The sequence below is a fragment of the Lysinibacillus sp. Ag94 genome (genome assembly GCF_023242215.1).
GTDB lineage: Bacteria > Bacillota > Bacilli > Bacillales_A > Planococcaceae > Lysinibacillus.
This window is the reverse complement of record NZ_CP096780.1, coordinates 46,765-61,098: the sequence shown is the minus strand read 5'-3', so window position 1 is coordinate 61,098 and position 14,334 is coordinate 46,765. Positions and strand designations below refer to the sequence as shown.

14 protein-coding genes are annotated in these 14,334 nt (G+C 36.7%); all 14 read right to left on the bottom strand.

The window, feature by feature from the left end; all coding sequences use genetic code 11:
• Positions 1-189: 189 nt before the first annotated feature.
• Entirely contained in the window at positions 190-780 is a 591-nt protein-coding gene (locus tag MY533_RS00325) for a 50S ribosomal protein L25/general stress protein Ctc (protein ID WP_248717605.1), read from the bottom strand.
• Between the two features lie 606 nt (positions 781-1,386).
• A complete protein-coding gene (locus tag MY533_RS00320) occupies positions 1,387-2,346 on the bottom strand; it encodes a ribose-phosphate diphosphokinase (RefSeq protein WP_132364320.1) in 960 nt (319 codons plus the stop codon).
• A gap of 24 nt (positions 2,347-2,370) precedes the next feature.
• Positions 2,371-3,741, bottom strand: coding sequence for a bifunctional UDP-N-acetylglucosamine diphosphorylase/glucosamine-1-phosphate N-acetyltransferase GlmU (gene glmU / locus MY533_RS00315; protein ID WP_248717604.1), 1,371 nt, complete (start codon positions 3,739-3,741; stop codon positions 2,371-2,373).
• Positions 3,742-3,947: 206 nt separating this feature from the next.
• Entirely contained in the window at positions 3,948-4,250 is a 303-nt protein-coding gene (gene spoVG, locus MY533_RS00310; RefSeq protein ID WP_132364315.1) for a septation regulator SpoVG, read from the bottom strand.
• Positions 4,251-4,587: 337 nt separating this feature from the next.
• Positions 4,588-4,962, bottom strand: coding sequence for a RidA family protein (locus MY533_RS00305; RefSeq protein WP_132364312.1), 375 nt, complete (start codon positions 4,960-4,962; stop codon positions 4,588-4,590).
• Complete coding sequence (gene purR, locus MY533_RS00300) at positions 4,959-5,792, bottom strand: pur operon repressor (RefSeq protein ID WP_132364310.1); 834 nt, start codon at positions 5,790-5,792, stop codon at positions 4,959-4,961. The genes MY533_RS00305 and purR overlap by 4 nt, the downstream gene beginning before the upstream one ends.
• Before the next feature lie 56 nt (positions 5,793-5,848).
• The gene (gene ispE, locus MY533_RS00295; protein ID WP_248717603.1) at positions 5,849-6,715 is read right to left on the bottom strand and encodes a 4-(cytidine 5'-diphospho)-2-C-methyl-D-erythritol kinase; all 867 of its coding nucleotides are present in this window, start codon (positions 6,713-6,715) and stop codon (positions 5,849-5,851) included.
• 489 nt (positions 6,716-7,204) lie between these two features.
• On the bottom strand, positions 7,205-7,387 hold the full coding sequence (locus tag MY533_RS00290) for a small, acid-soluble spore protein, alpha/beta type (RefSeq protein ID WP_053594103.1): 183 nt from the start codon (positions 7,385-7,387) through the stop codon (positions 7,205-7,207).
• 108 nt (positions 7,388-7,495) lie between these two features.
• Positions 7,496-7,756: a biofilm formation stimulator Veg gene (veg, locus tag MY533_RS00285; protein WP_049667356.1), complete on the bottom strand. Its 261-nt coding sequence runs from the start codon at positions 7,754-7,756 to the stop codon at positions 7,496-7,498.
• A 157-nt stretch (positions 7,757-7,913) separates the two neighbouring features.
• Entirely contained in the window at positions 7,914-8,795 is an 882-nt protein-coding gene (gene rsmA / locus MY533_RS00280; protein WP_248717602.1) for a 16S rRNA (adenine(1518)-N(6)/adenine(1519)-N(6))-dimethyltransferase RsmA, read from the bottom strand.
• Positions 8,788-9,354, bottom strand: a complete 567-nt coding sequence (rnmV, locus tag MY533_RS00275) for a ribonuclease M5 (RefSeq protein WP_248717601.1) — start codon at positions 9,352-9,354, stop codon at positions 8,788-8,790. Before rnmV ends, rsmA begins: the two co-directional genes overlap by 8 nt.
• A 207-nt stretch (positions 9,355-9,561) precedes the next feature.
• Positions 9,562-10,773: a resuscitation-promoting factor gene (locus MY533_RS00270; protein WP_132364297.1), complete on the bottom strand. Its 1,212-nt coding sequence runs from the start codon at positions 10,771-10,773 to the stop codon at positions 9,562-9,564.
• 135 nt (positions 10,774-10,908) lie between these two features.
• Positions 10,909-11,679 (bottom strand): TatD family hydrolase, encoded by a 771-nt coding sequence (locus MY533_RS00265; protein ID WP_248717600.1) that lies wholly within the window; start codon positions 11,677-11,679, stop codon positions 10,909-10,911.
• A 254-nt stretch (positions 11,680-11,933) separates the two neighbouring features.
• Positions 11,934-13,910, bottom strand: a complete 1,977-nt coding sequence (metG, locus tag MY533_RS00260) for a methionine--tRNA ligase (RefSeq protein WP_248717599.1) — start codon at positions 13,908-13,910, stop codon at positions 11,934-11,936.
• Positions 13,911-14,334: the final 424 nt, after the last annotated feature.

The following is a 14,334-nucleotide window of genomic DNA, read 5'->3' as shown; positions in this document are numbered from 1 at the left end:
TTGAAAGTAAAAGTTCAATAATGGCTTGATATTATATGAAATCCTCACTTTAACCATATATATCGGTAAAATAATACATGCCGTATTAAAGAACAAAAGCAAACATACGAATAATGTCGGCCATTAAATTCAAAAGGCTACTAAAGAAGTTTTTAGTCTTCCTTAGTAGCCTTTCCTTAACATATCTTTTTACTCTTGTTCCTGTGCAATGTCTGCCGTTTCTTCAACAGCAGCGACTGGAGCCATAATTGTTACCAATGTATGATCATCTTCACTGATAATCTCAAAATCAATCGCATCTCGAATATCTGCTACTGTAATTGTTTCACCAATTTTAAGCTCAGTAATATCAACTTCAATAGCTTCCGGGATATCTGCTGGCTTTACTTTAATTTTCACGTCTAAGTTAGGCTGCATTAATATGCCACCTAAACTAATACCAACGGACTCTCCTACGAGTTTAATAGGCACCTCAGACTCTATTGCTTCGGACATATTAATTGCTAAAAAGTCGATATGATTTACTTCATCTTTCATAGAACATTGTTGAATTTCAGACACAACAACATTCACTTTTTTCCCATCTAGCTCCATCAAGAACACACCGTTTTGCCCATTTTTTTGAACGGATTTTCTGAATTCATTCGCTGAAATAGAAATTGGGGTCGAATCTAAATTATAGCCGTAAATAACCGCAGGAATGGCTCCCCCTTTTCTAAGTTGGGTTAATGTCGAACGATGCCCAGCTTCGCGCTTTTTAACACTTAATACTGTACTCATATCTATCTTCCCCTTCCAAGAAAAAATTATTTACGCCTTATTAGAATGTCACTACTTTCGAATTATTACTTCTTTCAGCGGGTGTTTGAATACCCTCTGAAAAGCAGCTTAAATCCGCATTCATCTCACCACCTAAAGAGGTAGGAGTCTTCTGTACGCTTTCGCTACATAAGTTAAATTAATGACATTTGTTAAGGCTATAATAATATTTACCTTTATATTTTTTGGTTCATCGCCATGGCGTCGGTTTCGTTTTAACAAAATGTATCCCAACCTTAGGCGGCAAACTATTTTTTATAAAGTAAAGTAAATATTATTAAGTCACAGTTTCTATTATACCCTTTTATAAGAAAATTCACACAAATGGAACATCTAAAAAAGGACAAATCTACTTGCAAACGTAGATTTGTCCTTAATACGCCACATTTTACTGCATGTGGCGTTTATTTATCTTCATTCAACAGAACACTCCCATCTTGAAGATAGTGAGATGAATGCGGATGTTGTCCATCACATCTGCTAAGTGAAGATAAAGCCCCCGGCTAATATCACGAATTCACAACTCAAAATCCGGACACCATTAAGTCAAGGTAAACTTGCTTTATATTAATCAAATAGAGTACTTACAGATTTATTTTCATAGACACGAGAGATTGCATCTGCCATCAATTTAGCGACTGAAAGCTCTGTAATTTTTGGAGATTTTTTCTCTTCAGGAAGTTGGATTGTATTTGTTACAACTAATTCTTTAATCGAAGAGTTTTCGATACGCTCGATTGCCGGACCTGATAATACTGGGTGTGAACAACAAGCATAAACTTCTTTCGCGCCAGCTGCACGTAATGCATCCGCGCCAATTGTAATCGTACCTGCAGTATCAATAATATCATCAATCAAGATTGCCACTTTACCATCAACATTACCAACAATGTTCATTACTTCTGCAACATTTGGTTTCGGACGGCGTTTGTCAATAATTGCAATAGGTGCTTTTAAACGTTCTGCCATTTTACGAGCACGTGTTACACCACCATGGTCTGGAGAAACAATAACGATTTCATCTTCTGGGATACCTTTTGTTTTAAAGTAATCAGATAATAAAGGAACTGCCATCAAGTGGTCGATTAAAATATCGAAGAAACCTTGGATTTGAGGTGCATGTAAATCTAAAACGATCACACGTGTTGCACCAGCTGTTTCAAGTAAGTTTGCTACTAATTTAGCTGTAATTGGCTCGCGTGCTTTTGCTTTGCGGTCTTGACGAGCATAGCCATAGTAAGGCATTACAACGTTTACTGTACGAGCAGATGCGCGTTTTACAGCGTCTACCATAATTAAAAGCTCCATTAAATGTTCGTTTACAGGTGCAGAAGTAGATTGCACGATAAACACATCACAACCACGAATACTTTCTTCAATGCTAATTTGAACCTCACCATCGCTGAAGTGCTTAACAGAAGATTTACCTAATTCAACACCCATTTCTTGAGCAATTTCTTGAGCAAGTGGATTATTAGAATTAAGTGAAAATATTTTTAATTGTGAGTTTGCATAATGATACGGCATGATGGCCTCCTGTTTAGTTGATAATTATTTTGAATTTAATTTACTTACGTAATTCGGTTTGTTTTCTTGTCTTGCACGAGCAATTGCAAGTGCATCCTCAGGAACTTCTTTTGTAATTGTAGATCCTGCTGCAATAAATGAACCTTTTCCAACTTTCACTGGCGCTACTAAGTTAGTATTACATCCTACAAATACATCATCTTCAATAACTGTTTGGAACTTGTTTTTCCCATCATAGTTTACTGTAATGGAACCACAGCCAATATTGACATTACTTCCAATTTCAGCATCGCCAATATAGCTTAAGTGTGATACTTTCGTGTCATTACCTAGTTTACTTTTCTTCACTTCTACAAAGTTACCAATCTTCACATGGCTACCAATGTCAGAAAGTGGTCGAATATGTGCATACGGTCCAATAGCTGTTTCTTCTGCTACAACGCTTTCACGCACAACAGAAGAATGCACAGTTGTTCGATCACCAATACGGCTATCTACGATTTGTGTGTTAGGCCCGATTATACAATCTTCACCGATAACAGTTGTACCTTCAATCATAGAACCTGGTTGGATGACAGTATCACGACCAATTATTGCATCCACGCTAATATATGTGGCTTCTGGATTAATAATTGTGACACCGTTACGCATATGCTTTTCATTAATTCTTGTACGCATTAGCGTCTCTGCTTGAGACAGCGCAACACGATCATTGACACCAAGTGTTTCTTCAAAATCTTCCGTTACAAATGCTTCAACGACATCACCTTGTGTTTGTAAAATTTCAATTACATCAGGTAAATAATACTCACCCTGAGCATTGTCATTTTTCACAAGCTTTAATGTCTCAAATAACGCTTTATTATCGAAGCAATATGTGCCAGTATTAATTTCTTTAACTAATTGCTGCTCTGCAGAAGCATCCTTTTGCTCAACAATTTGTTCCACTTGTCCATTGTCGCCACGTAAAATACGACCATAGCCTGTTGGATTTTCAGCAATAGCTGTTAAAATTGTTGCTTTTGCATTCTTTGCTTGATGATGCTCGAACAAAGCTTGCATCGTTTCAGGGCGAATAAGTGGTGTATCGCCACAAACAACTAGTGTTGTCCCTTCTTCGCTACCTAAAATTGCCTCAGCCTGCTGTACAGCATGAGCTGTCCCTAGCTGTTCAGCCTGTAAAACATACTCGCTTTTATCGCCAAGCTGTTGTTTCACCTTTTCTGCACCATGTCCTACAACCGTTACAATGCGATTCACATCTAACGTTTGAATGTGATCCACCACATGTTGTACCATTGGCTTCCCACATACTGGATGGAGCACTTTATATAATTTGGACTTCATACGTGTACCTTGACCTGCAGCCAAAATGACAGCAAAAATGTTGCTCATCTGTAAGTCCTCCAATACGCTCATTTTCTCTTATGACTATATAGCAAAATCCATCTATTTTCAAGGCATGTTGACTTGACAAAAACATGAATTTCAAAATCAAATGCACCTTATGCTCGAATGTTAATATGTATGTCCTAAAACTGCTCATTTTCTCTTATTCTCAAAAAGAAAAGAACTCTCCAATTATGAAGAGCTCTTTTTAACTATACGCCAATTCCTTCTAATTCTTCTGGTTTTTCTGTTGCTTCTACCTCGCTTGAATTATGGTACTCGTTTAAAATGATTTCCTGAATTTTATTTCGAGTAGTAGAATTGATAGGATGTGCAATATCTCTAAATTCACCGTCTGGCGTTCGTTTACTTGGCATAGCAACAAACAAACCTGTATTACCATCAATCACACGAATATCATGAACTACGAACTCATTGTCGAGTGTAATGGAAGCAATCGCACGCATGCGACCATCCGTCTGTACACGACGTAACCTTACATCAGTAACTTCCATTTTCTCACCACCTCTCTTCTTAGATGCCTAAATGAAAATATAATATTCTTTATTACCGAATATTTTCCTTTTTCTAGTCTATCAAATTATCTAAAAAATTTGAATACTCAACAGTATAATATTTCCTTTAATTTACTTTAAATTTGACAATTTTTTGTCAGTCTCCCTTTCAGATTGGTATGACTTTGAACGTAATTGTATTTTTCAGTTTTATTAGCAGATTGTCTTTATCAGCGATTGCCACTTGCTTCGCTTTCGCCCGTTACAACAAATAGTTGCTGAACGAAAATAAAAAACCCACTAAAAGAGCTTCTCTTCTAGTGAGCTTTAAAACTTCTTATTTAACGATGGCAATAACTTCAATTTCTACGCGTACATCTTTTGGCAGACGTGCAACCTCTACTGCTGAACGAGCCGGTTTATGATCACCAAAGTGGCTAGCATATACTTCGTTCATTGCAACAAAGTCGTTCATATCCTTCATGAAAACGGTTGTTTTAATAACATTGTCCAATGATGATCCAGCGGCAGCTAAAACTGCTTTTAAATTTGCAAATACTTGATTTGTTTGAACAGCGATATCGCCTTCCACTAATTCGCCTGTTGCTGTTAGTGGAATCTGACCTGAGCTATAAAACATGCCATTGACAATAATCCCTTGTGAATATGGTCCAATTGCTGCTGGTGCATTTGTTGTTGCTACTACTTTCATTTGTCATTTCCCCTTTTAGAAAAATAGTTACCTTCACTTAATGCAATTGTACGGTCTTTTTCATTGACCTCATGAAGCTTTACTAGTGAATAATAATCATCTACTAAAGTTTCGTCTGCATGCTCAGCCTCTACAAGCACTGCAATACCAGCTAGCTGACAATCAAATTCCTCTAATAGATTTTTCATGCCATTCATAGTACCACCGACCTTCATAAAGTCGTCAGTAATAAGCACTCGTTGTCCACTCTTCATGCTTCTTTTTGATAATACCATTGTCTGAATTCTTCTGGAAGAACCAGATACATAGTTAATGCTGACTGTAGAGCCTTCAGTTACTTTACTATCTCTTCTAACAACAACAACTGGTACATTTAAATGTCTTGCAATCGCGTGGGCAATAGAAATTCCCTTCGTTGCGACAGTCATAATGACGTCAATTTGTTGATCCGCAAATGCGGATGCAAATACCTTTCCAACCCGATTAATTAAATCCGGATTGCCGAGTAAGTCCGTCATAAATAAATAACCGCCTGGTAACAAACGATCTGAATGCTCAAGCTCCGCTTTTAAATCGTCAATAACTAAACGGACCTCAGCTTCGGACATTTTAGGAATATACTTAACTCCTCCTGCAGCGCCCGGTACTGTCATCAATAACCCGATTCCTTTTTCTTCGAAAGTTTCTTTTACAATCGTCAAATCTTCACTAATAGAAGACTTTGCAGATTGATATAGTTCAGAAAAATAAGTTAGCGGGATCAGCTGATGTGGATGTTCTAGTAAATAGTACGTCATATCAACTAGTCGTTCACTACGCTTCCATTTCATGCGACCCTCTCCTAAACACGAATATTTATAGGTAAAATTAACATAAATTTGCGGTTTTAAGCAAGCGTATTTCGCTCGCCCAAAATCCGAACGGCATATACTTCTTCACAAAAACCACGTAAACCATTATAAATTCGGCTCACTCGAGCTTCACTATCCACTAAACCAAACACCGTCGGACCGCTTCCACTCATTAATGTTGCATCTGCGCCAAAGCGCCTCATTTGTTCCTTTAACATTACTACTTCTGGATGTAGCTTAAAAGTTACAGTTTCCAAAACATTCCCTAATGATGCACAAAGTAGATCATAATCTTCCGTTTCAATAGCATGGATCATTTGCTTCGTATTTGGATGTTCTAACCCTTCAACCTTTAATCCTCCATACACTTCTGCAGTAGAGACACCTATTTTAGGTTTAGCTAAAACTACCCAACAATTTGGTGGTGCAGGCAATTCCTGGATTTTTTCTCCACGCCCCGTTGCTAATGCTGTGCCACCATAGACACAAAATGAAACATCCGAACCAATTTTTGCACCTAATTCCGCTAACTCATCTATAGATAATCCTAAATTCCACAGCTCATTTAAACCCTTTAGTGTAGCAGCCGCATCACTACTGCCACCTGCTAATCCTGCTGCGATTGGTATTTCTTTTTCTATAGTAATGGATACACCTTGTCCAATGCCGTATGTATCTTTAACTAGACGCGCTGCCTGATAAGCAAAATTCCGGTGATCATTTGGCACGAAATTATCAGTAGAAATTATTTCAATTACACCATCTTCTCGAGATTCTAGGCAAATACGATCTGCTAAATCCACAGTTGTCATGACCATCTCTACCTCATGAAAATTATCTGGTCTTTTATAAAGCACATCTAATGTTAAATTTATTTTTGCAGGCGCCTTTACATAAAGCATCTTTCTTCCTCCTTATAGCTACACTTATCAATTACGCATTAGCGCAATTTGCTGACACTTCGCCTCGCACAGATAAACAATGCTCCTAATTTAAAATTCAGGTTAGTAAGCCTTATCGCAATAGCTTGTCCTTTAAACCGTATCACTGACAGATCATTCAGTTTGATATTTTAATACACCCTGAATAAAAATTTATACTTTCTTCTGCCTTTAGATGTAGGAGTCTTCTGTAACTGTTACAAAACATCAGTAGCTGGCGTTCACTTCGCTATATAAAACATTTTCTGAATGAAGAAAACTTTCATTCATCTTTCACAAGATTATTCATTTTATTTTACCATAATGGTCATGTGAAAATGGAAAAAAAGAACCGTATACCCCTATTTGGTGTAACGGTTCTCTTTCGTCAGTCGTGTTGTTGTGTATACAGGAAGTTCTCATCCCTGTAATTGGTTTCAAAATAATAAGTGGTCTATTTTCACAAAGAGGCTACTTATTATGCTCTTGCTCACTACTTGCTCTTTCAGCCATTTCGATGGCACGTTTGACCATATTACCGGCGTCTCGAGCTTTTATGCCGCCCCAGCCTTCTCGTTGCACAACATCATAAAATCCAAGCTCTTTAGCGATCTCTTCCTTTAAACGAGGTGACATGATACCTTTTCTAGGCATATAAACTCCTCCTTAACAACTGACGATTTTAGTATGCCCCAGAAAACGCAAAACACTCATGTAGTTTTTTACATGAGTGTTTCAAAATATAGAAAAAAGTACTAGAAACTATTTTGCGATAGCAGCTTTTGCTTCGTCTAAAAATGTAATCTCTACTGCCTCAGTTAAAATATCTGTGTAGCTATACGATACGCGCTTGCACGTATTGTCTTCTTGATCAAGCTCAACTACAAAGATAGCGCGATATGTCTCACGCAATACCCCTGCACACTCGACCGTTTTCTTGCGACCTCCGTTTGCTCTTAACTGCAAACGTTTACCCAAATGACAATCCAACGACTTTTTAATGTCCGCTAAAGTTTTTGGCATTTTCGCTTACACCTCACTAATAAATAGTATAAGCGATTCGCCCAAAAATGTCAACAAAATATAATATTTTATCAGCCTCTAATAAATATTGTCAACTTATTTTTCATAAAAAAGACATGTTTTTTTTACTTATACTCAAAAATGTTAACAAAATTTTTTACTTTGCAAATGTAGGGTATAGTTCATCAGCTAATTTTCCAAACTCTTGAATGGTTAAAGTCTCTCCCCGACGTGTTGGTTCAATATTGACTGCTTTTAAAGCATCCATAATTTTTTCTTTGTGTACCTTCCCATTTGGTAAACCTGATTGTAAATTATTGAAGATTGTTTTTCGTCGTTGTACAAACGACGCACGAGTAACAACGAATAAAAAATCCTCATCAATTACGTTCACTGGAGGTTCATCATGCTTAATAAGACGGATCACTGCAGAATCCACGTTTGGTTGCGGCATAAAAACAGTCTTCGGTACCGTCATGGCAATATCAGCCTTTACATAATATTGAATCGCAATTGATAAAGAACCGTATTCCTTCGTTCCAGGCTTAGCGGTAATACGATCTGCAACTTCCTTTTGCATCATGACAACGAAACCGCGAATCGGCAAACGATCATTGAGTAATTTCATTAAAATCGGTGTCGTCACATAATAAGGTAAATTCGCTACAACCATAATATCCTCAATACCTGGCATCTCTTCCTGAATCACTTTAGCAACATCCGCCTTTAAAACATCTGAATGTACAATAGTTACATTATTATATGGGCTAAGTGTATCTTCTAATACAGGTAATAATCGCTGATCAATTTCGAAAGATACAACCTTTTTTGCACTTCTTGCTAAATGCTCTGTTAATGCTCCAATGCCAGGACCAACTTCGATTGCACCACTATTTTCAGTTAAATTCGCATGACTAACAATATTTCGTAAAATGTTCGGATCTATTAAAAAATTTTGACCTAAGCTTTTTTTAAATGAAAATCCGTATTTTTTTAAAATTTCCTGTGTTCTAATTGGTGTTGCAATATCCTTATGCATCGTTTTCCTCCTGATCTAACTGTGCGATTGCCGCACCAAATTGCTTTTCTGAAATTTGAAACATTTTCAATCTTTTATGAAGTTGTTTGCCGTTTGTTGCACCAATATTCAAAATTTCTCCAAGACGATCACGTCGAGTCTTCGCCCTTGGATGGCCAATTAAATGGGCCGTCATTAAATCTTCGAGCGTAATATCATCTGTGGTTAGTTCAACCTCATTTGGGGTATAGACATGTTGCAGTGCCTCGCGTATATCTTCATCTGCTGCATGCTCAATGCCTAGTCCTTTACCGTTTTTCGCAATTGTCTTAGCTTTCGGTAAAAAAGCGTGTTTTACACCTTTTACATGCTCCTCGATAATGGAACGAATTCGACGTCCTGGATAATCTGGATCAGTAAAAACAATAACACCTCTTTTATCCTGTGCATGTTGAATTCTCTTTAGTGTTTCCTCTGAAATAGCCGATCCATTTGTTTCTATAGTATCTGCTTGTACAGCTCGCTTAATAGCTGTTGTATCATCTTTTCCTTCAACAACAATGATTTCTTTTATTTGCAAAAAGGCTCCTCTTTTCTACCTTATCTTCAGACCATTTTACAACTGCACTGTACGATTGTACAGAAATACACGGCTATTCACCTTTTTGATTTTGTTATTGGTGATTCTCTAAAATAAATTACTAAAAAAATAAAAAGGCTTTCCCGCCAGTCAAAACAGGAAAGCTAATAATAGTGAAAAACATTTTTGATTAATTTTACAATTTTTTTAATTTAATACTTTTACACGCACTTTCCTTACTCCCCAATTACTAGCTTGGGATTCAGATTGTACAAGTATGTCGATCCGATTACCCTTAATTGCACCACCAGTATCTCCTGCAATAGCTGTTCCATAGCCTTCAACCCAAACTTTTGAACCAAGCTTAATAACAGAAGGGTCTACAGCTATTACTTTCAACCCCGATCCTGATTTTAAATTAATTCCAGTGGCAGATATCCCCGAGCAGCCGTTACAATTAGGTGTATAAGCGGTTGCCGTTACATAAAATTCTTTACCACTAGCTGGCTCTGATGAACCACGTGATACAGTCGCAGCACTAGCTACTACAGTTTTAGTACCTACTGCAATCACTTGCTTTTGCGATTCTTTTACAACTTTTTCTGATTGTAGATTTTTAGCTACAACTTGGCCATTCTCTTTCACAACTTCAAACGTTTTAGTCATTAAACCTTTTTGGCCAGCTGTTACAACTTTTTGTTTTCCTTTTTGCAATGAAGCATCCTGTTTCTTTTCAATTGCGAAATCTAAAGATTCTTCCACTACATCGATAACCTTTTCTACGCGAACTACTGTGATTTTACTCTGCGGAGTGATTACGTCCTTCAGGTTATTCTCGACACGATCGAATTCATTTAGTTGAATTCCTTGTTGTTTTAAAAAGTTAGCGACCGTAGTCGAAGTGGACCAAACTTGTCTCTTGTTTACGCCATCGACAAGCGATACTTGAAACGCCTTTTGAATATCGATCTTGTTGTCTGCTCCTATTTCTGTATCTAGACCTTGTACTAATGAGTCATGCTCTGATACTTCAATATTTGCTTCTTTCAAAATGTCTTTCACTTGTGTTTCAGTTGTCCAAACTTTTGACTGATTTCCATCAACTGAAATAGTTACTTCTTTTGCCTGTTCCCATGAAATTGCTAATCCATTAACAATTTTGGTGTTCAGAGAGGGTGATATTTTGTCATGCTCTGCTACGTCTATATTTTGATCTTGTAATAATTGTTCTACAGTTTTGGCATGTGTTGTTACTTCGATTGTTTCTCCGTTCGCATCAAGCGTTACGGACTTTTTAGTACCTTGATAAAGTACAAATGAAATTACAGATACAAACAGGACAAGTGAAATAATGCTTATCACTGTTTGCTTACTCCTCAATGATCCTAAGAACAAGTTTTTCATGGAATTATTTGACATGAAAAAACGCCTCCTTAATACAAAGTTGGATTATACGTACTAGATTTGGCACTGTCAACCCGAATGTATTTCAAAGAAAATTGACATTACCTTTTTAGCCAACCACAAACCCAGTATTGGAGGCATCTCAGCTAGTTAATTGTCAATCCTAAAAAATTTTTTCGCATTGGCTGTCGTTACTTGTGCAATTTCCTCAATTGTTAATCCTTTTAAACGGGCAATTTCTTCTGCAACTAATGGCACTAAAGCTGGCTCATTACGTTTTCCTCGGTATGGGTGAGGTGCTAAATACGGTGCATCAGTTTCAATCATTAAATGTTCTAAAGGTATTTCTGTCGCCACTTCTTTCGGCATTCGTGCATTTTTAAATGTCACCGGCCCACCAAGACTAATCATAAAATTCATAGCAATACATGCTTGTGCGGTTTCCACACTGCCACTATAACAATGCATAACGCCTCCCACGGAAGCCGCGTTTTCTTCACGTAAAATTTGTACAACATCTCCAGTAGCATCCCTGTTATGAATAATAATTGGTAACTTCAGCTTTTGCGCTAAATGAATTTGCTTGCGGAAAAGCGCTTGTTGAACATCTTTCGGGGATTTATCCCAATAATAGTCCAATCCAGTTTCACCAATACCTACTATTTTCGGATGTGCTGCCAATTCCTCAATCCATTTTAAATCCTCTTCTGTACAATCAATGGCGTCAACAGGGTGCCAACCAATGACACCATAAACAAAATCATACTGTTCAACCAGTTGCATTGTTTTTTCAATAGTTTTGCGGTCGAAACCAACAACAACCATTGTTTCTACTTTGGCTTCAAGAGCTCTATCTATAACCTCTTGTAAGTCTTCTTCATACTGATCTGCATTTAAGTGTACATGTGTATCAATGAACATCGTCATTCTCCTAACATAGATTTTATTAAAAATTATTATTTCATATTTTTCGGTAGTGTTACAATTTTGTTACAAACAATTTTGTATTATAACATTACTCACAACCTCAGACACCCTATCCATTACTATATACCTAAAAAAATACAATGAATAGTATGCATAAATTATTTCAAGATAATAAACTACTCCTTTTCGAAACGGATTTTAAAAGCCTGCTGAACTTTTTTACATTCAGCAGGCCTTCCTAAAATTTATTACTTTACTTTTGCGCCGTTTTCTAGTTTCGGATCAACCGATGCTAATTTTAAAATCCCATCTTTTTCGCCAGCTAAAATCATTCCTTGTGATAATTCACCACGTAGTTTAACCGGCTTTAAGTTAGTGACTACAATCACTTTTTGACCAATCAATTCTTCTGGAGAATAAAACTTTGCAATACCTGAAACTACTTGTCGTTGCTCATATCCAAGATCCACTTGAAGCTTTAATAATTTATCTGCCTTCGGAATCGTTTCACACGCTGTTACAGTAGCTACTCGTAAATCAACTTTCATAAAATCATCAATAGTAATTTCAGGAATTTCTGGAACTTCAGCAGCTTTTTGCTCATTTTTTGTTTCTTCCACTTGCGGAGTTTTCACCGAGCCTCGCATTTCTTCACGAATATACGTAATTTCAACCTCACTCTCTAAACGAGGGAAAATCGGAATACCTTTTTCTACCACTTTAATGTTTGCTGGAATAGTATTGCCGAATGTTTCAATTGTTTCCCATGCTAAGAATTTGTCATCCAAACCTAATTGTTCAATAATTCGTTTGGGAGTAGATGTCATAAATGGTTGTAACATGACAGCAATTTGGTGTAAACTCTCCGCCAAATTTCGCATAACAGCTCCTAATTTTGGCTTATCTGATTCCTCTTTTGCTAGCACCCACGGTTGCGTTTCATCTATATATTTATTCGTTCTTGAAACAAGTGTCCATACATCTGCTAATACGACACTAAACTGCATTTTTTCCATACTTTCTTCATATTTAATACGTACCGATTCAGCTTGTTCTTTTAAAGCCGCATCAAATTCTGTCGACTGAAGACTTTCAGTTGGAATCATGCCGTCGAAATATTTATTTATCATTGAAATAGTACGATTCAATAAATTACCTAAATCATTTGCTAAGTCGAAGTTTGTACGTTCAACAAAAGATTCTGGTGAAAATACACCATCAGATCCGAATGGTAACTCACGTAATAGGAAATATCTTGTCGCATCTAACCCATAACGTTCTATTAACATTTCAGGATAAATAACATTGCCCTTTGATTTAGACATTTTACCGTCTTTCATCATGATAAAACCATGGGCAAATATTTTTTTTGGAAGTGGTAAATCTAGTGCCATTAAGAAAATTGGCCAATAAATAGTATGGAATCGAACAATATCTTTACCAACTACATGCACATCTGCCGGCCAATACTTGTTGAATAATGTTTCATCTTCTGAAAGATAACCTAATGACGTGATATAGTTAGTTAAGGCATCTACCCATACATAAATGACATGTTTAGGATCTCCAGGAACTTTAATGCCCCAATCAAATGAAGTTCTTGAAACAGATAAATCTTCTAACCCCGGTTTAATAAAGTTATTAATCATTTCATTTTTTCGAGATTCAGGCTCAATGAAATCAATGTTTTCTTCATAATAAGCTAATAGACGATCAGCGTATTTCTTCATATTAAAGAAGTAGGATTCCTCTTTAACTTTGTGTACTGGACGACCACAGTCTGGGCAGTTACCATCTACTAATTGTGTCTCAGTAAAGAATGATTCACATGGTGTACAGTACGACCCTTCATACTCACCTTTATAAATATCACCATTATCTAAAAACTTTTGGAAAATCTTTTCGACAGTTTTCGTATGACGCTCTTGCGTCGTTTGAATAAAGTCATCGTATGAAATGTCCATTAATGACCAAAGCTTTTTTGCAGCATCTGCAATTTCATTCACGTATTCTTGGGGATGTTTACCCGCTTCTGCAGCTTTTTCTTGAATTTTTTGCCCATGCTCATCCATTCCAGTTAAAAAACGTACATCATAACCACGTAAACGTTTATAACGTGCAATTGTATCTGATGCTACAGTTGTATACGCTGTACCAATATGGAATTTCCCGCTTGGGTAATAAATAGGGGTTGTTATATAGAATGTTTTGTTTTGTTCGCTCACAAGAACTGCCTCCATTGTTTCACAGTATACTATCTATTCTAACTAAGTACGAAATTCGTTTCAACTTCTTTCAGCGAGTGTCCAAGCACTCGCTCCAGAGAAGTTAAAGTCACCGGTGATGTCACGGAATTGGAAAAGAGCTCTTATATAAGAAGTTAGCCTAAAACGATCGCATCATTAACGGCTAACTGACCTGCATTACGCATGCCAAAGCACAAAAGCGATGCCGGACGCGAAAAATGTCGAATGATAGAATCAATCCATTTAATGTCTTAAATGAGAAGCTTTTTTACTAGAAATTAAAATATATAATAAAAACCTTTTAAAATAACCAAAATATCTGTTTTCTCCTCAAAAAATTTTTTTAAAAACAATAATCTTAGTGTATTAATTAATTGACGTTTATGGCATTACTTGGTATGAT